This window comes from Bacillus sp. URHA0034 (assembly GCF_056280405.1).
This window is the reverse complement of the sequence record NZ_JBWCDK010000002.1, coordinates 835344-853996: the sequence shown is the minus strand read 5'-3', so window position 1 is coordinate 853996 and position 18653 is coordinate 835344. Positions and strand designations below refer to the sequence as shown.

The following is an 18653-nucleotide window of genomic DNA, read 5'->3' as shown; positions in this document are numbered from 1 at the left end:
AACCAAAAGGATTGAGGGGGATTTTTGTGTACAAAAAGTTTTGGAAAACAATTGCCGCTACATCAATGGCAGCGTCATTACTGCTTGCAGGCTGCGCTTCCGATTCCGGCAGCAGTAAAGAAGCAAGCACAAAGGAAAAGAAAACAGATCCAAATGAAAAAATCACGTTAACGTTTTGGGATGAAAATGCCGGACCGCAGCGTACACCAATCTGGGAAGAATTGATTAAACGATTTGAAGAGAAAAATCCTAACATTGATGTTGAATATGTAGGGCTTCCAAAAGACTCAGCAAAAGCAAAGTACGATGCATCCATCGCTGCCGAGGATACTCCAGATGTGGGAAGTGTGCAGACTAGCTGGCTGCCAGAATTTGCATTGAGAGAGGCATTGCTGCCATTAGATTCCTATTATAAAAAATGGGAGGATAAAGACAAGATTAATAAAGGAGCAATTGACTTTAATAAAGAAATCGTTGTTGACCACAAATTATACGGCATTCCATATACACAAAACCTTGATATTCTATGGGTTCGTCCTGACTGGTTCAAGGAAAAAGGGACAAAAATTCCTGAAACCTGGGATGATTTCTTCACTGCTGTTGAACAGCAAACAGACAAAGCCAACAACCGCTATGGTTATACTATCCGCGGTGGAGCTGGCGGATCGTTCCAATTACAGCGTTTAATGTATGCATACTCGGGTAAAGAGGACTACATTAAAAATGGCAAAAGTACCATCAACAGCAAAGAACATGTTGAGTTTCTGAAGAAGTATTTTGCCTTGTATAAAAAAGATACACCGCAAAGTGATATCACAAACGGATACAAAGAAATGATTGCTGGATTTGATACTGGTGCAGTTGCTATGGTTCAGCATAACATTGGTTCTTTCGGCGAACATAAAGAGGCATTAAAGCCAGATCAGTTCCAAGCGATTCCACTTCCAAAAACGGCTGATGGCAAATATGTAGCAGAAGGCGGTAACACCATCGGAATCAGTGTATTCAAAACGACAAAACACCCAGAAGCAGCATGGAAATTGGCAGCATTCCTGAATTCAAAGGACAGCCAATCCTACTGGAACCAGCAGGTTGGTCAGATTCCTACGAACTCTGATGTATTAACTGAACAATGGGTAAAGGATTCTCCACACATTCAAACAGCATTCAAAGTTTATGATGATCCCAATACCATTCTTTACAAGCCGCCATTCTATCTGCCTGAATACCGATCCATTCTTGATACAGTAGTGGATCCAGGAACACAGGCGGTCATGAGCGGAAAAATGACGGTAGAAGAGTTCCTTGATCAGTGGGCAAAAGCGATTGAAGACGCTCAAAAGAAATACGATGAGCATTTCAAAAAATAAACATTAAAAATAAAGCCGTCTAGAAACTACTTTCGAGACGGCTTTATCTCTTCTTTAGGAGGCGGATAGGTTGATAGGAAAAGAATTTCCCTCTGAAATAAAAGAATACGTGGATGAGAAGACGGGAACCACTGTTTTACAGTTAACATCCGATGGCTCAAACAACTATCATTTTTATTTTACAGATAATGCTTTCACAGAAGGAGACGAAGAGATTTTCTTCCTCTCTGACCGCTCTTCGAAGGTACCGCGGATTTATAATCTTTTTAAGATGAATTTGTATACAGGAAGGTTGATTCAATTAACGGATGAAATGGATGGGATTACCCCGGGCAGCCATACAAAAACGCCAGATAGCGAGATTATCGTATATGTAACGGGAAATCTGATTAAAAAGCTTAATACAAGAACATCGGAGATAACGGTTGTTTATGAAGAAAGAAACGATGTTCATCTGGGCCATCCACATATCTCCCCAGATAAAAAGTATATTGGTCTGGCCAGGAATGAACGAGTCCGAATCCCCCGGGGAGCCAACTACAAAGGATTTAAAGAAACCATGTACGCAACTAAAAAGGGTTGGATTACCCTGATTAGCCTCGATGGATCAAAGGTAATGGATGTCTTTGAAGATACACATTGGCTCGGGCATTTTCAATTTTGCCCGATCGACAGCAGTCTTGGCATGTTCTGTCACGAAGGTCCGTGGAACCTTGTCCACCAAAGGATCTGGCTAATCGATATGATGAGCAGAAGTGTACAGCCTGTCTACCGTCAAGGGGAAGATGATTGTATCGGTCACGAATTTTGGACAACGGATGGGAAAATCTTTTTCGACAATCGTCGAAGAGGTCATGATGGGACGATTACAGTTGATAAAACCCAAGCGACGATACAAAAAGTGGAAACAGACCAAGTTCCATTCATCGGGCTGGCAGACAAAGACGCTACGATCCTCCGTACAGTGGATTTACCTTATTACTGCAACCATTATCACAGCAATAAGGATAATACCCTTTTAGTTGGAGATGAGGTAGAGGACCTTGTGTTAATCAACATCGAAGGTGAAGAGGCTTCAATTGAAACACTCTGCACCCATATGACTAGCTGGAATACGCAGCAAACTCATTGCCATCCTACCTTTAGCTGGAATAATGAAAAAATCTTATTCACTTCTGACCGTGAAGGTCCGACGAATCTTTATTTGGTAGATATAAAAAAACGTAAAGGGGGAGCGTAAATGTTTGTAAAAGGAAATACCATTGAGGCTGTTTTTGCAGGTGAAGGAGCGGAGCGCAAGCTTTTGGCCCTGGGCGGAAGCATGATGATGACTGAGGTCACGTTTCAAAAGGGGGCCATTGGTGAAATTCACTCCCATGTCCATGAACAGATTAGTTATATTGTTCAAGGCAGTTTTGATTTTACTTTGGATGGGAAGGCACAACGCGTGGAAAAAGGGGATAGCATCTATACTCCTTCAAACACCTTGCACGGTGTAAAGGCCCTCGAGGACGAATCTATTATTTTAGATATCTTTACACCGAAGCGAGACGATTTTCTTTAATAATTGGAAATAACAGGAGGTACATTCATGAATTATTCAGAAGCCAAAACCACAAATGTAACAGCAGACATTGCATTAACGATGGCCGAAAAAGCATCCAGAACATTGATGAGGACTTTTACACCGGAAGAACTGCCGCCGGCAAATGTCTGGCACTATCATCAGGGTGTATACCTTTACGGGATGCAGCGAGTTTGGGAGAAGACACAAAATCAAGAGTTTTTTGATTATCTTAAAAGCTATATTGATAATCTCCTAGATGAAGAAGGCAATTTCCTATTCGAACGGGACCAGCTGGACTCTATTCAAGTAGGAATATTGTTATATCCATTGTTAAATGAGACCAAGGATCAACGTTATAAGAAAGCAGCCGATAAACTAAGAAATTTATACCATACCTTGAACAGAACAAAAGAAGGCGGTTTCTGGCATAAAGACAAATATCCATATCAAATGTGGCTGGATGGTTTGTTTATGGCTGGACCTTTTGCTTTGATGTACCAGAATGCCTTTAACGAACAAGGGTTGGACGACATGGTCCTATTCCAGGAAAAGCTAATGCGCAAAAATATGAAAGATGAAAATGCAGGACTTCTTTACCATGCTTACGATGAAAGCAGAAAGATGCCTTGGGCAAATCCTGAGACAGGCTGCTCACCGGAGTTTTGGGGACGTTCAGTTGGCTGGTATGGCACTGCTTTGATTGATATCCTCGATCTGCTTTCAAAGGATCACAATGGAAGAGGAGAATTGATAGAGTCCCTGCAAGGTCTTATAAAAAGCATCGTCAGCTTTCAGGACGAAAAAACCGGATTATGGTATCAAATTGTGGACAAAGGAAGTCTAGAAGATAACTGGCTTGAATCTTCCTGCTCCAGCCTGTTCATTTATACCATTGCTAGAGCGGTTGAACAGGGATATGTGGGTAAAGAATACCTTGAAGCCGCAATCAAGGGATATCAAGGATTATTAAATGAGATGATTGAGGTCGATGGTGATTCATTGACGATGAAAGGAATCTGTATCGGAACTTCTGCAGGAGAGTATGACTACTACGTGTCTCGTCCAGTATCCGAAAATGACCTTCATGGTGTGGGTGCCTTTATTTTAGCCAGCATGGCTTTAGTAAATAATATTAAATCATAAATTAAAGGAGTGTTCTGGGTGAAAAAAACTTTTAGCAGCCTGTTAGCAGTGTCTATGTTGACAATGGGTATTTCATCGGTTTCTGCGTCATCGCCTGATTTGGGAAGGGAGGTCCTTGAACCGAAGGATGGCTGGGCCGCTTATGGAACGGGAACAACAGGCGGAGCAAAAGCTGATGCCAGCCATGTGTTTACCGTAACAAATAAAGCCGAGCTTCTTAAGGCCCTTGGCGGCGGTAAGGATAACACCCCTAAAATTATTTATGTTAAAGGTACGATTGACTTTAATGTAGATTCGAATAATATGCCGGTTGGACCTGAGTTTTATGCAGATCCCGCGTATGATTATAATGCCTACCTTGAAGCGTATAAACCTGATGTATGGGGACACGAAAAAGAAGTGTCCGGTCCGCTTGAGGATGCACGCGCCCGCTCTGCTCAGAACCAAAAACAGCAGATAGTTGTCAATATTGGCTCCAACACATCGATAATTGGACTAGGCGACGATGCTAAAATTATCGGCGGCAGCTTAATTATGAGCGGAGTGGAAAATATTATTATCCGCAATATCGAATTTCAAGCCCCTGTTGATTTCTTCCCACAATGGGATCCGACAGACGGCGAGTTTGGTGAATGGAACTCCGAATACGATAATGTAACGGTAACAAATAACTCGCACAATGTCTGGATTGATCATAACAAGTTAACAGATGGAGAGCACCATGATGAGGATTTTGGGAAAGTTTTCGGAAGAACCTACCAGCAGCATGACGGCTTGCTTGATGTGACAAATGGTGCTGATTATGTAACCATTTCTTACAATACGTTAGAGGATCATGACAAGACCTCCCTTATCGGTTCCAGTGATAGTAAAAAGAGCGACGAGGGACACTTAAAAGTCACGATTCACCATAATTATTACAAAAACCTCACACAGAGACTGCCAAGGGTCCGTTATGGCCAAGTACATGTGTACAACAATTACTATGAGTTTAATAAAGACTCAGATTACGAGTTTGATTATGCACTAGGTGTTGGCGTAAACTCAAAGATTTATGCAGAGAACAATTATTTTAATTTCGATTATGATATGGATCCTGGAGAAATTATCCAGGATTGGAAGGGTACGTCGATTTATGAAAGTGGATCTTTTGTAGATGGAAAAAGCTCCGCGAATGAAGTCGACTTAGTTGATGCCTTTAATCAATCACATACAGTCCAACTAAACGAAAATGTTGGCTGGGAACCTTCCTTGTTTACAAAGATTGACCCGACACAGGCAGTCCCAGCATTGGTAAAAGCTAAGGCGGGTACTGGCAAACTAAAATAGGCGGTAAAGAACCCATAAAATGATTATGGGTTCTAGCTGTTTTGTCATGGAAGTTTTAAGATGAGAAAGAAAACCCATTTACCTGTTTAGCAAAATAATGTATGTTTTAATAGTAAGATTATAGGAGAAAAGGAATGGAGCGGAGGTTGTTGTTTTGGAAACGCTTCCTGTAGTGCTATGAAAAATAAACTAGTCGTATTCATAAAAAAATATTTTCTATTTTCTCTACGATCCACAATCATTTCGTTATTTTTGCCGGTCATGATATTTTTTATCGCATTTACAGGCTGGATTTCCTATCGGCTCGCTGTGACCCAGTTGGAGGAAAATGCTTATAAAAATGTAGATGATACGATATTCCAAACAAAGTCCTATTTAGAAAACAGATTATATGATGTATTCGAACAGCTGGTCGCTATCTCGAATGACCCGAAGACTTTAGATTTAATAGATTCAGAATTTTCTGAGGTGGACTCAAATGATTACATTGGAATGAACAATTCATTGAAGGTGATTCATTTAACCTACAACACCATTATTGAATCCATTCTAGTGGATATGCAAAATGGGAAATTTAGTTTATATCGCAGTGATTTTCGGAAGAATTTCAATCAATTTCCTTATAAGAAATATGCAGAACAATATCGTGACAGTAAGCAGGGATTTTACTGGCAAAATGAGCATCCTGATGATATTTTTGCCAGTAAATCTGATGTGGTAAGTGTATTTAAGCTGATAGGGAATGACCACACCAAGGCAAATGGTATTTTGCTCTTTAACTTACGGAAAAGTTTTTTTGAAAACGTTTTAAATAAATCGTTGATTGGAGAACATGGCTATCTTACCCTTGTCAGCCAGGATGGTACTTTTAATTCAAAAACAGTTGAAGACCAATATCGTTTGAATCCAAAGGAATTAAGTTATCTGCAGTCATTACAGGATGAAAAAGGGCGATATGAGTTTCAAAATGCTGTTGGAAAGAACATGACGATTATCTACGATACAATCGGTGTGAATAAGTGGAAAGTGGCTGCTGTTTTCCCAACAAATGAGATATTAAAGAAAGTCAATTATATCAAAATCGTAACAGCAGTTGTAATTATCATGTTAACTGCCATAGCTATTTTAATTGCAAACTTTATGGCTAAATACATTACCAATCCAGTCTCTGCTCTAGTTTCACAAACTAAGCAAATCAATGAAAATAATTTAAATATTACCTTCTCTCATAAAGGTCCGAGAGAAATTGGAATTTTGAAAACAGCATTGGACGATTTATTAGTTAGAATTAATACGCTCTTGGATCAAATTAGACTAGAACAGGATGAAAAGCGGCAGCTTGAGTTCTCGATCATGCATGCCCAAATTAACCCTCATTTTCTATATAATACTCTGTATTCGATAAAGGGCTTATCCGATATGGGAATGAATAAGGAAGCCAGTAGTATGATTACAGCACTTTCTAACTTTTTTCGTATTAGTATCAGCAGAGGGAAAGAAATTATCAGTTTAGAGGAAGAAATTTCGCATATCCAGAATTATCTTATCATCCAGGAAATGAGGTATGGCGATGATTTTTCCTATGAAATTAAGGTTGATCCCAATTTATTAACCTGCAAAATTGTTAAACTGACACTGCAGCCTCTGATAGAAAATGCCATCTATCACGGAGTTAAGCAAAAAAGGGGTAAAGGGGAAATTATGATAACGGGCTATGAAATGAGCGATACGATTTGCCTTGAAGTCATCGACAATGGCTCTGGTATCGACAGTGACAAATTAAGAATTATTAAGGAGGAGCTGCAGAACAAAAAGAGCAATTCCCCGACAATTGGCATTGGTCTAAGAAGTGTCCATGAGCGAATCAAGCTTCATTTTGGGGAAGAGTATGGATTGTCCATTGAAAGTGTCGCAGGAGGAGGAACCAAGGCTTTGGTAAGGATCTCAAAAACACGGGGAGGGCTTAACTAATGTATAAGGTAGCAATCGTGGATGACGATCGAATTATCCGCAAAGGGTTATCTAGTATTATCCCCTGGACGGAACATGGATTTAAGTTAGTAGGTGTCGGTGCGGATGGTGAACAAGGCCTCGAAATTATTAAAGAACATGATCCACATATTGTCATCTCCGATATCCAAATGCCCTTTATGGATGGACTCGAGATGACTAAGGCGATCAAAGAATATAATCCCAAAACAAAAGTAATCTTGTTAACGGGCTATGAGGATTTTAAATACGCACATGAGGCTATTAAATTAAAAGCCTATGATTATCTGCTTAAACCAGTAGAAACTAGTGAATTGATTGAAAAACTGAAACAAGCCTCGTCAGAATTAGAGCTTGAGCTGCAGAAGGAAAATCATATCAACGAGAGTCAACTTTATATTCAGCAGCAGTTTCTTAAGAGGCTGAGCCTTAACGACTTTACGAATGAAGAATTAGTGAAAGAGTTAAGTATAGTAGGAATAGAGCCTAAGGGGACACATTCAGCGGCACTGTATGTCAAAATGGACCAAACCGACTTTGACCCTGAGAGAGATATGGAAACTGTGAAGGACCTTATCATGGAGCAGTGCCGAAATATCCTTGACCGATTTAAGATGGACGGCTGCGTGATAAACGCTGAAAACGAGCATTTTGCTGTCTTCCTATTTGAGTCCGATTTACGGGAAGATGATTTTTCTGGTGCTATTTCAAATGTAACTCGCCAATTCCTTTCAACGGTAAAAGAGAAACTTGATACGACGATCACTATTACAAGCGGGAGAATCTATAATGAACTGGCAGACGTTTGCCGCTCCTACCGAGAGGCAGTAAAAGCGATGGACTTCCGTCATTTAGTAGGGATTAATCAAGCTTTTTCTATTGAAGTAATTGAATCGTCAAAGCGTGAGGAAGTGGCTGAGCAACTACAAATTGAAGAAGATCTCTTCCGATATATTTCACTGGGTCTTCCTGAAAAAGTGACGGAGCTGTTAGAAAAGGCCAAACATGAACTTCTTACAAATAAACGAGTATCCTTGCAGGAAATCGTATTGTTTGCTGTTAGAGTCATTAGTTTAATAGTTTATGAATCGTCTAAAATGGCAAAAAACTGGGACGATAAAAAGTTTGAAAATTTCGAGAACAGGGTAGTGAAATTACAGACCATCGATGAAATCTTTTCCGTAATAACAATAATTGCTGTTGATTTAGCCGAGTTTGTAAAACGATTAAATGGGAATCATAAGCATACACTTGTTGATAAGGCCATTGATTTCATTCGGGAAAATTACCACGTGGCCAATTTAAGCCTTCAAACAGTAGCAGAAGAAGTTCACGTCAGCTCAGCCTACCTTAGCAATCTTTTTAAAGTCGACAAGGGTTTTAACTTTGGAGATTTTCTCCTTGAGACGAGGATGAAGAAATCTATGGAGCTTTTTCAGAAAACTGATTTGAAGACCTATGAGGTCGCTGAGAAGGTCGGGTACTCTAATCCCCAATATTTCAGCAGCAGTTTTAAAAAATACACGGGTTATACCCCGGTTGAATTTAAAAAGCTAAAATAGGCATAATAGTTCGCCATTCAGGATAAAAATAAATGACCCTTTGAAAAAATGGAAATGAAAGAGAAAACGGGGTAGAAAAGTAGTTTAGAAAGATATAAAAAAGTGAGTGTTAACGTTTACATTTATTGTTTACATATATTGTTTTGTTTGTTAGACTAAAATTATATAAAATTGTTAACGTTAACAAAAATAACAAAGGTAGGTGCTGGAATGGAAAAATTCATGGGACCCAATTATTTATTGAAGAATGAAGTCGCTATCTCTTTATATCATGATATTGCGAAGGAAATGCCAATAATTGATTATCATTGCCACTTAAGTCCAAAAGAAATCTATGAAAATAAGAAATTTAAAAATCTTACAGAAGCATGGCTTTATGGTGATCACTATAAATGGCGGGTAATGAGAGCTAATGGGATACCCGAGGATTATATAACGGGAAAAGCAAGCGACTATGAGAAATTTTTAGCTTGGGCAAGAACTGTTCCAATGACAATTGGTAACCCGCTCTATAACTGGACACATTTAGAGCTGCAACGATTTTTTGGTATCTATGATGTCCTGAACGAACAGAGTGCACCTGGAATTTGGGAAAAAGTAAATGGATTACTAAATGGGGAAGGATTTTCTGTCCGTGATTTAATCTTGAAGTCAAATGTACGAGTAATCTGTACAACAGATGATCCGGTTGACAGTTTGGAATATCATGCATTGTTAAAGAATGAAAAAGATTTCCCGGTTACTGTTGTACCCGGATTCAGACCTGATAAGGGGCTAGAAATTAATCGTGAAGGTTTTCTTGATTGGGTGGAAAAACTGGAGGAGGCTTCTGACATTGAAATTAACACGTTTGAAGATTATCTTGCAGCATTAGAAGCCAGGGTTCAGTTCTTTCACGAAGCAGGTGGCACTGTTTCCGACCATGCATTAGATTCAATGGTGTATGAAGAAGCTGCATTTGAAGATGTGGCCCGCATTTTTGAACAAAGGTTATCTGGCAGCATCCTTTCACTGGAAGATGAAAGGAAATTTAAGACTTATACGCTTGTCTTCCTTGGTAAACAGTATGCGGACCTTGGCTGGGCCATGCAATTCCATATTAATGCTCATCGGAATAATAATACGAGAATGTTTCACAAACTTGGTCCAGATACGGGTTACGATTCTATTAATGATGATCAAATTGCTAAACCATTGGTTAGGATTCTAGATTCTTTAGAACAAGAAGGCAAGCTTCCTAAAACCATTCTTTATTCATTGAATCCAACAGATAACTTTGTAATTGCGAGTATTATCAATAGTTTTCAAGACGGAACCACTCCTGGGAAAATACAATTTGGGACAGCGTGGTGGTTCAATGATACAAAGGATGGAATGCTCGATCAGATGAAGGCATTATCTAATGTAGGTCTCTTCAGCAGGTTCATTGGTATGCTAACAGACTCGAGAAGCTTTTTATCTTATACCAGACATGAGTATTTCCGCAGACTCGTATGTAACTTAATTGGGGAATGGGTCGAGAACGGTGATGTCCCCTATGACCTCGAGCTGTTGGGCAAAATCGTCCAAGGCATCTGTTTCAACAATGCAAAAGAATACTTTAATTTCAAAATCGCTGAACCAGCGGGCAGCCTAAACTAATTTATTAGGATCATATCATGCTGGAGAGAAAAGAAGAATAGGGTCTATATGATAGGACGGGATTTTCTTTAAAATAGAACGGATTATTAGGGATTTGGTAAGGATGGGAAGCAGAAGAACCGTCCCCATGTTTTTTTAGGGATTTGGTAAGGATGAGTATCCATTCGCTTGCTCCTTACCGATCCTGTTCAGGTGTGCGAATGAATGTTCACGTGTGCATTTTTAGTCGTCAATAAGGAGATATGACCTATGCAAAAATTAAACCGAAGGAATTATAAGGAATATAAAAATTATCCGGAAAAAATCCTTCAATTTGGTGAGGGGAACTTTCTAAGAGGGTTTGTTGACTGGCAAGTTCAAGTCCTGAACCAAAAAACGGATTTTAATGGCAGTGTCGTTGTCGTCCAGCCAAGAGGATCAGAGAAGATTGAGAGGCTTAACCGTCAAGATGGACTGTTTACCCTTTATTTACAGGGAATCAAGGATGGAAGCCCTGTTAACGAACATATGGTAATTGATTCGATCAGCCGTGGAATCAACCTTTTTACTGATTATCAGTCCTATATCGAGCTGGCTGCTAAGGAGGAGCTCCGGTTTATCATAAGTAACACGACGGAGGCTGGCATTGCTTATGACTCTGAGGATAAATTGGAGAATCAGCCCCAGAAGAGTTTTCCGGGAAAATTGACTGCATTCCTGTATCATCGCTTTAAAGCTTTTTCCGGAGATCTTGAGCGCGGCTGCGTCATTATTCCCTGTGAACTGATTGAAAATAACGGGACGGTCCTGAAGGAGATTGTACTAAAACATGCCCAAAACTGGAACCTTGGCAGCGAGTTTATCAATTGGCTCGAGCAGGCTAATACGTTTTGCTCGAGTCTGGTTGATCGAATTGTCCCTGGATTTCCTTCCGATACCATCAATGAAAAGACTGCTGAAGTTGGTTATCATGATGAATTAATGGTGGTGGGTGAACAGTACCATCTGTGGGTAATTGAAGGACCGGAATTTATTAAACATGAGCTTCCAGTTGACGGTACGGGACTAAATACGATTGTTGTGAAGGATTTAACTCCATTCCGTACTCGTAAAGCTAGGATACTAAACGGGGCCCACACAGCGATGACGCCCATTGCTTATTTATCTGGATTAGATACGGTTGAAGAGGCAGTAAGTGACAAAGAAGTAGGATTATTTATTAGAGAACTGATAACAGAGGAAATTATACCTACCCTGGAAGGGGATGCAGCGGAGCTCGGATTCTATGCCAAGGAAGTCCTGAGCCGGTTTGCGAACCCATATATTAAGCATTATTTAACGAGTATATCCTTAAATTCGATTTCAAAGTTTATAACAAGGAATTTGCCTTCACTTATTGATTATGTGAAGCAGACTAACGTTCTGCCGATAAGAATGGTATTTGCTTTGAGCTGCCTGATCTATTTTTACCGGGGGAAACGGGGCGAAGAAAACATTAGTTTGCAGGATCGGCCTGAAACACTGCAATTCTTTAAATCTACTTGGAAGATGTATGAAAATAAGGAAATAGAGTTACACGATGTAGCGGAAAGAGTACTAAGTGACAAGAAGCTCTGGGAAATAGATCTTAATGAGATTACAAACCTAACAAGTACGGTAACGAAACATCTTAATGTTATCGAACAACTAGGGGTAAGGAATGCGCTAAAAGAATTATCTCAAACAAAATTTAGTTGATTATATCTTCAATATGGCAAGCGGTGAAGTACGGTAATATTAATTAATAAATTGAACGAGAAGGGGAAATGAAAATGGAAACACGTTACGCGATTCATCCAGAAGATATGAAAAAATATACAACTGAAGAGTTAAGAAGAGAATTTTTAGTAGAAACTCTTTTTGAACCAGGGCAGGTTCGCTTAACCTACACCCACAATGACCGCATGATTTTCGGAGGGGTTACACCAGCGGAAGAAGAGTTGACGATTAAACTGGATAAAGAATTGGGTGTTGAATATTTCCTTGAGCGCCGTGAACTTGGGATCATTAATATAGGCGGGGAAGGGTCCGTCATCCTTGATGGGGCAGAATATGATATGAAGGCTCGAGACGGATTATACGTTGGAAAGGGAACACAAGAAGTACTGTTCCGCTCCAAGGATGTCAGTAATCCGGCTAAATTCTATATTAATTCTACCCCGGCTCATCATTCGTATCCTACCGTTAAAATCGATATTAATGAAATTGTACCTCTTGAAACAGGTGAGCCTGGGACTTTGAACGAGCGTAAAATTTATCAATATGTTCATCCAAATGTGTGCGAAAGCTGTCAGCTTCAAATGGGTTTGACGATGTTGTCACCAGGCAGTGTTTGGAATACTATGCCATGTCATACACATGAACGCCGCATGGAAGTATATCTATACTTCGATATGGAACCAGAAACACGTGTATTTCACTTTATGGGTAAACCCGAAGAAACAAGGCATTTAATCCTGAAGAACGAGCAGGCGGTCATCTCTCCAAGCTGGTCTATACATACGGGGACAGCGACAAGCAACTATACATTCATATGGGGAATGTGCGGAGAGAACATCACTTATACAGACATGGATTTTGTCAAAATGGAAGATTTGAGATAAGTAGTTCGCTTTCACGAAATGATAAATTAAAGCGCGGGGGTTATCGGAATGTCCAATGAACTTAAAGCTTTTTCACTAGATTATTTTAGCCTTAAAGGAAAAGTTGCTATCGTTACCGGGGGCAATAAGGGGCTTGGGCAAGCATACGCTGCTGCATTGGCTAAGGCTGGGGCTGATATTTTCGTAGTCGCACGAAGCGGGGATTGGCAGGAAACAAAGGATTTGATTGAAGAAACCGGTCAGCGGGCTGTGTTTTTCCAGGCAGACTTAGGTGACAGGACAAAGGTAAAACAGGTAGTTTCAGAATGTCTTAAGGAATATGGGAGATTGGATATCCTAGTCAATAACGCGGGAACTATCCGCAGAGCCCCGTTGTTGGAGTACAAAGAAGAAGATTGGGATGACGTCATGGAAATCAATCTTAATTCTTTGTACCTCCTCAGCCAGGAGGCGGTAAAGGTTATGGTAGAACAAAAATCGGGAAAGATCATCAATATTGCTTCCATGCTTTCATTCCAGGGAGGTAAATTTGTTCCACCGTATACGGCCAGCAAACATGCAGTAGCCGGCTTAACTAAGGCGTTTGCGAATGAATTGGCCGAATATAACATTCAAATCAATGCCATCGCACCTGGATATATTGCGACGGATAATACCGCTCCGATCCGTGCGGACGAAAAACGAAATGCGGAAATACTTTCTCGGATACCGGCCGGACGCTGGGCTAGTCCGGCAGATTTGATGGGTATTGTGGTTTTCTTGGCTAGTGAGGCCTCTAACTATATGAACGGACATGTGTTAGCCGTTGATGGAGGATGGCTTGCCAGATAACTCGGAAAGGGTCAAGATATAAAATCAGAAAGCCGTACCAAACTATTTTGGTACGGCTTTTTTATGGAACAAAAGTTGGCTATTCAGCTCAATCTTAGATAGGTTATAAATAGTTAACCGGTAAGGTCCATACTGCTTGTCATTAAGAATAGCGAAGGCACAGCAATGATGATAGTGTCTGCTTTATTTAATTATAATTCCTACTTTACAGATAGGAATTATAAGTTTATAATACAATTAATCTAATAATTTAATCAGATCCAATTTAAAGGTTTATATTTAAGGGGATTTTTTGTAAAACTAAAGGAGTGTTTATGATGAGAAATAACGATGAAAAAAAGCGAAAAAAACTTATCAATAAACTCATTTTTTTTAACGTTTATACCAAAGAAGATCAACAGATTTATAATCTACCACTATCGAAATTAGAATATGAGTATAGAAGATTTAAATTACAAAACCACCCACATGGTGAGTTTGGTTCAATTAAATGGGTTTAAAGTAGATTTGCTTGCAAGAAGATACCTCTAATAACCTAAGACTGTATGGAGTTTCAGAACCTGGAGTCTTTTTTAATTAACATGCAAGGTAGGAAATTAAAGGATTCCATGTTTATTCAGAATTGAAGATTCTTAAAACAAATAAAGGACCATGAAACGGAGAAAATGATCTGTTTCATGGTCCTTTTTGCTTTTTTTATGTTTATTTCCAATTATCCTTATTTAAATGAAAAAGCCTATACAACTGCTTTGCAAGAAATTGTGGAGTATAAGGCATGTCCTTCCGCAACCACGCTACGATTGTGCCGATTAGAGCGGAAGACCCATGCCATATAGCAATATCCCTTGGGATATCAGTATTAGCGACCAGGGAATCTATCTCCGCTCTCTCTGTTATGGTTTTTGTAAGGATTCTTAATAACCGCTCAGTGAAGATTGGTGTTCGTGTGGAACCAAGAACCACTTTATAGAATTTGGAATTCTCGGCTATATGCTCAAGCAGTTTTATAAGCTTCAACGAATCAATTTCTTCAATGGATTTCATGTTTGTTGTCGTCCCCATCATAATGGACTCAATATCCTCGGCCATTTCCTGTGCCATTTTCTCCAACATGTCTTGTATATCATGATAATGCAGATAAAACGTAACACGGTTGATGGTTGCACGTTCCGCAATCCGATTAACCGTTATTTTATTAATATCCATCTCTTGCAACAAATAAATTAAAGCATCTTTTATTAATTGGCGAGTACGAAGTACCCGAGGATCGATTCGCATCTTTTTATTGTCTGTCATGTTAATTCATCCTTTACAAAAACTCGTAAATTTACAATAATTTTAATTCTGTCTATTATTTTGCGCTTTCTCAACAAAATTGAAATAAACGATAACTAATTTACACTTCTCAAGATTTTGTCTGTTGTCAGAACAACGGTCTCGTTATAAAGTAATTTATACAATGTTAATTATTAAACACATTGTAAAAAAAGTCTATATTCAAATTAGGAAGGATAGAAGAAAATTGAATAATAATCCGACAACTGTCACAAATTCGATAAAAAAAGGCCCTGTTATGTTCATTATGATCTTAGGTGCATTCATTGCAACGTTAAACCAAACACTAATGAGCGTTGCTACTCCTGAACTAATGGTTGAATTTAAAATCTCAGCTTCAACAGCACAGTGGCTAACGACAGGTTACATGCTCGTTAACGGTGTCTTGATTCCCATAACCGCCTATTTAATGCAGCGGTTTACCACCCGACAGCTTTTCCAGGCTTCTATGTTTATCTTTCTAGCCGGAACCATCGTTTCCAGCTTAGCGACGGGTTTTTCTTTATTATTGACCGGACGTATGATTCAGGCAGCTGGTGCAGGAATTATCATGCCGCTCTTAACGAATGTCATTCTGACCATCTTTCCACCCAACAAACGAGGAGCTGCCATGGGGATGGTCGGGCTTGCGATTATTTTCGCTCCAGCAATTGGGCCTACCATTGCAGGCTATATAATTGAAAACTACAAATGGGAAACGATGTTTTATGGTATGATCCCATTTGCTGTGATTGTTATTGCACTGGGATTCATTTATCTCCGAAATGTATCTGAACCACTCAAGACAAAACTCGATATCCTAAGTGTTGTCCTATCTACCATTGGTTTCGGTGCATTGCTTTATGGCTTCAGCCGAGCTGGAAGCCTTGGGTGGTCGGACACGGAGGTAGTAAGTACAATTGGGGTAGGCATTTTGTCTCTTGCACTCTTTTCATGGAAGCAGATGAAATCGCAAAATCCGCTCCTTGACTTGCGTGCATTTAAGTATAATATGTTCTCCTTAACAACCATTATTAATATCGCGGTTACCATGGTAATGTATGCAGATATGATGCTGCTTCCACTTTACCTTCAGAATGTCCGTGGTTACACAGCGATTGAGTCTGGTCTCCTCCTTCTTCCAGGAGCGCTTATAATGGGCTTCCTTATGCCGGTTACAGGCAAGCTTTTCGATCGCTTTGGTGCTAAATGGCTGGCTGTTATCGGAATGATTATTACCATTGCCACAACGATGGGCTTTACCAACTTGACGGACTCGACGAGTTATATGTATTTGGTTCTTATGTCTACGGGGCGCCGCATTGGGATGGCCTTGATGATGATGCCTTTACAGACCGCAGGTTTGAATCAACTGCCACAGCAGTTAAATGCCCATGGTACTGCGATAAGCAATACGATTCGGCAGGTTGCCGGTGCCGTCGGTACTTCGCTTCTTGTTACGGTTATGTCGGACAGGACGAAATCGCATCTGCAGGATATGCTTCCTACTGCAGCCGCCAAGGGCTTGACCCAAGGGCAGCTTATTAATGAAGCGACCATACAGGGGATTAACGATGCTTACCTTGTCATTATTGGGATTGGCGTAATTGGATTACTTCTTTCCTTCTTTATCAAGAAGATGAAGCAGGCGTCCAATATAGATTCCAAAGCCAATTTGGGAAAGGTGCAACAAAGAGACTTGAAAACTACCTAACTTAATTAACATCCATTGAATGTAATGTTTTAAAAGAATAGAAAATGAACTGAACACAAGTGGAGGAATGGATATGAGACTGCAAAATAAGGTAGCCGTCGTAACTGGCGCTGCTTCTGGGATGGGTAAAGCCATTGCGATTCGTTATGCAAAAGAAGGTGCAAAAGTAGTAGTGTCTGATATAAACAGTGAAGCAGCAAATATTACTGTAGAAGAAATTAAGTCTAATGGCGGGGAAGCAATAGCAGCTATGGCCAATGTTGCGAAAGAAGAAGATATACAGAATCTAATCAACACGGCAGTTAATAAATTCGGAACATTAGACATCTTAGTCAATAACGCAGGAATTATGGATAACTTTGAACCTGCTGGCGAGATTGAAGATGAGAAATGGGAAAGAGTCTTATCCATAAATACTACCAGTGTTATGCGTGCAACACGTAAAGCCCTACCTATCTTTTTAAAGAAACAATATGGGGTTATCATTAATGTCGCTTCAGCTGGTGGACTTCAAGGGGCTAGAGCAGGTGCCGCTTATACAGCTTCTAAGCATGCAGTTGTTGGTTTTACAAAAAATACAGGATTTATGTACGCAACAAAAGGTATTCGTTGCAATGCCATTGCACCAGGTGGAGTTGAAACAAACATTAGTACATCGATAACCGGTATTAACGAATTTGGCATGGGACGCATTCAAGCAGGATTGGGAATCAATCCGCGTGTAGGTAAACCAGAAGAAATTGCAAATATAGCGCTATTTCTTGCTTCTGATGAATCAAGCTTTGTAAATGGAACAGTTATTACTGGAGATGCAGGTTGGACAGCATATTAGTATATTCCTTATTAAATGTGTTAAAACCGTCGAGATTTATCTTGACGGTTGTTTGATTTTTTATCAGTTTGTGTACATAAATGACAATCAATTATTTAAAAAAAGTTTTATAGATTAGGTCATGTACATTGTTTCTAAGATACGTATAACTTCTTCAGAAGGAAGTTTCATATCGTCATTTATCCATTTTCGTACGATTTCAATCGTTCCTCCTGTGATATAAGTAAAAAAATATTCTAATTGGGTCTCACTTGCATGTGGAAACCGTTTTTTTTGTTCTTCTATTGTTCTTACATACGCAGATTTCAAAATAGTATTTAGCACATGCGAGCCATTTTTTTCATTAAAAATAATTTTGCAAAGCTCTATATTTTCAATTATTAATTTAAAAATATCACTCAGTATATTCTTGATGGATTCGTCTCCTGCGATATTAATCGTACTCATCATTTTCTCTGCCATTTCTTCCTCGATACGTCTCATTAAATCAAACGGGTCATTGTAATACGAATAAAAAGTTCCACGATTAATATCAGCTTCTTTGCAAATATCTGTTACGGTAATTTTATTTAAGTTCTTTTCTTGAAGCAACTTTAAAAAAGCATCAATAATTACTTTTTTACTATACAATGTTCTTCGGTTTCCTTTTATCCCAACCATGAAATGGTCCTCCTAATTATAAATCACATCTCTCCAGTGTTGTTTTTATTGAACAAAACACAAGGTTTTGTCTATTTAAT

The 18653-nt window shown here is 39.4% G+C and carries 16 protein-coding genes; 14 read left to right on the top strand and 2 right to left on the bottom strand.

What is annotated here, in order from left to right:
* Positions 1-26 precede the first annotated feature (26 nt).
* The 12 genes from ACZ9EE_RS06265 (at position 27) to ACZ9EE_RS06210 (ending at position 14553) form a co-directional block, all read left to right on the top strand.
* Positions 27-1370 (top strand): ABC transporter substrate-binding protein, encoded by a 1344-nt coding sequence (locus ACZ9EE_RS06265; RefSeq protein WP_476025801.1) that lies wholly within the window; start codon positions 27-29, stop codon positions 1368-1370.
* A gap of 70 nt (positions 1371-1440) precedes the next feature.
* The gene (locus ACZ9EE_RS06260; RefSeq protein WP_476025800.1) at positions 1441-2610 is read left to right on the top strand and encodes an oligogalacturonate lyase family protein; all 1170 of its coding nucleotides are present in this window, start codon (positions 1441-1443) and stop codon (positions 2608-2610) included.
* Positions 2611-2934 (top strand): cupin domain-containing protein, encoded by a 324-nt coding sequence (locus ACZ9EE_RS06255; protein ID WP_476025799.1) that lies wholly within the window; start codon positions 2611-2613, stop codon positions 2932-2934.
* A gap of 27 nt (positions 2935-2961) precedes the next feature.
* Complete coding sequence (locus ACZ9EE_RS06250) at positions 2962-4080, top strand: glycoside hydrolase family 88/105 protein (protein ID WP_476025798.1); 1119 nt, start codon at positions 2962-2964, stop codon at positions 4078-4080.
* A gap of 18 nt (positions 4081-4098) precedes the next feature.
* On the top strand, positions 4099-5409 hold the full coding sequence (locus ACZ9EE_RS06245) for a pectate lyase family protein (protein WP_476025797.1): 1311 nt from the start codon (positions 4099-4101) through the stop codon (positions 5407-5409).
* Positions 5410-5586: 177 nt separating this feature from the next.
* Entirely contained in the window at positions 5587-7380 is a 1794-nt protein-coding gene (locus ACZ9EE_RS06240) for a sensor histidine kinase (RefSeq protein WP_476025796.1), read from the top strand.
* Positions 7380-8960 (top strand): response regulator, encoded by a 1581-nt coding sequence (locus ACZ9EE_RS06235; protein WP_476025795.1) that lies wholly within the window; start codon positions 7380-7382, stop codon positions 8958-8960. The genes ACZ9EE_RS06240 and ACZ9EE_RS06235 overlap by 1 nt, the downstream gene beginning before the upstream one ends.
* A 210-nt stretch (positions 8961-9170) precedes the next feature.
* On the top strand, positions 9171-10601 hold the full coding sequence (uxaC, locus tag ACZ9EE_RS06230) for a glucuronate isomerase (RefSeq protein WP_476025794.1): 1431 nt from the start codon (positions 9171-9173) through the stop codon (positions 10599-10601).
* A 249-nt stretch (positions 10602-10850) separates the two neighbouring features.
* Positions 10851-12317: a tagaturonate reductase gene (locus tag ACZ9EE_RS06225; protein WP_476025793.1), complete on the top strand. Its 1467-nt coding sequence runs from the start codon at positions 10851-10853 to the stop codon at positions 12315-12317.
* A gap of 74 nt (positions 12318-12391) precedes the next feature.
* On the top strand, positions 12392-13222 hold the full coding sequence (gene kduI / locus ACZ9EE_RS06220) for a 5-dehydro-4-deoxy-D-glucuronate isomerase (protein ID WP_476025792.1): 831 nt from the start codon (positions 12392-12394) through the stop codon (positions 13220-13222).
* A 48-nt stretch (positions 13223-13270) separates the two neighbouring features.
* The gene (gene kduD / locus ACZ9EE_RS06215; RefSeq protein ID WP_476025791.1) at positions 13271-14053 is read left to right on the top strand and encodes a 2-dehydro-3-deoxy-D-gluconate 5-dehydrogenase KduD; all 783 of its coding nucleotides are present in this window, start codon (positions 13271-13273) and stop codon (positions 14051-14053) included.
* A 317-nt stretch (positions 14054-14370) separates the two neighbouring features.
* The gene (locus ACZ9EE_RS06210) at positions 14371-14553 is read left to right on the top strand and encodes a Fur-regulated basic protein FbpA (RefSeq protein ID WP_476025790.1); all 183 of its coding nucleotides are present in this window, start codon (positions 14371-14373) and stop codon (positions 14551-14553) included.
* Between the two features lie 202 nt (positions 14554-14755).
* Here ACZ9EE_RS06210 and ACZ9EE_RS06205 read toward each other — a convergent pair whose 3' ends face one another.
* Complete coding sequence (locus ACZ9EE_RS06205) at positions 14756-15349, bottom strand: TetR/AcrR family transcriptional regulator (RefSeq protein ID WP_476025789.1); 594 nt, start codon at positions 15347-15349, stop codon at positions 14756-14758.
* Between the two features lie 277 nt (positions 15350-15626).
* On the opposite strand from ACZ9EE_RS06205, the gene ACZ9EE_RS06200 reads away from it, so the two are divergent.
* Complete coding sequence (locus ACZ9EE_RS06200) at positions 15627-17081, top strand: DHA2 family efflux MFS transporter permease subunit (protein WP_476032874.1); 1455 nt, start codon at positions 15627-15629, stop codon at positions 17079-17081.
* 73 nt (positions 17082-17154) lie between these two features.
* Complete coding sequence (locus ACZ9EE_RS06195) at positions 17155-17913, top strand: SDR family oxidoreductase (protein WP_476025788.1); 759 nt, start codon at positions 17155-17157, stop codon at positions 17911-17913.
* A gap of 114 nt (positions 17914-18027) precedes the next feature.
* Here ACZ9EE_RS06195 and ACZ9EE_RS06190 read toward each other — a convergent pair whose 3' ends face one another.
* Positions 18028-18573 (bottom strand): TetR/AcrR family transcriptional regulator, encoded by a 546-nt coding sequence (locus ACZ9EE_RS06190; RefSeq protein WP_476025787.1) that lies wholly within the window; start codon positions 18571-18573, stop codon positions 18028-18030.
* Positions 18574-18653: the final 80 nt, after the last annotated feature.

Coding starts and splice junctions, on each gene's coding strand:
- ACZ9EE_RS06255 (WP_476025799.1), top strand. CDS start 2,611: ATGTTTGTAAAAGGAAATACCATTGAGGCTGTTTTTGCAGGTGAAGGA.
- ACZ9EE_RS06250 (WP_476025798.1), top strand. CDS start 2,962: ATGAATTATTCAGAAGCCAAAACCACAAATGTAACAGCAGACATTGCA.
- ACZ9EE_RS06240 (WP_476025796.1), top strand. CDS start 5,587: ATGAAAAATAAACTAGTCGTATTCATAAAAAAATATTTTCTATTTTCT.
- ACZ9EE_RS06235 (WP_476025795.1), top strand. CDS start 7,380: ATGTATAAGGTAGCAATCGTGGATGACGATCGAATTATCCGCAAAGGG.
- uxaC (WP_476025794.1), top strand. CDS start 9,171: ATGGAAAAATTCATGGGACCCAATTATTTATTGAAGAATGAAGTCGCT.
- ACZ9EE_RS06225 (WP_476025793.1), top strand. CDS start 10,851: ATGCAAAAATTAAACCGAAGGAATTATAAGGAATATAAAAATTATCCG.
- kduI (WP_476025792.1), top strand. CDS start 12,392: ATGGAAACACGTTACGCGATTCATCCAGAAGATATGAAAAAATATACA.
- kduD (WP_476025791.1), top strand. CDS start 13,271: ATGTCCAATGAACTTAAAGCTTTTTCACTAGATTATTTTAGCCTTAAA.
- ACZ9EE_RS06210 (WP_476025790.1), top strand. CDS start 14,371: ATGAGAAATAACGATGAAAAAAAGCGAAAAAAACTTATCAATAAACTC.
- ACZ9EE_RS06205 (WP_476025789.1), bottom strand. CDS start 15,349: ATGACAGACAATAAAAAGATGCGAATCGATCCTCGGGTACTTCGTACT.
- ACZ9EE_RS06200 (WP_476032874.1), top strand. CDS start 15,627: ATGTTCATTATGATCTTAGGTGCATTCATTGCAACGTTAAACCAAACA.
- ACZ9EE_RS06195 (WP_476025788.1), top strand. CDS start 17,155: ATGAGACTGCAAAATAAGGTAGCCGTCGTAACTGGCGCTGCTTCTGGG.
- ACZ9EE_RS06190 (WP_476025787.1), bottom strand. CDS start 18,573: ATGGTTGGGATAAAAGGAAACCGAAGAACATTGTATAGTAAAAAAGTA.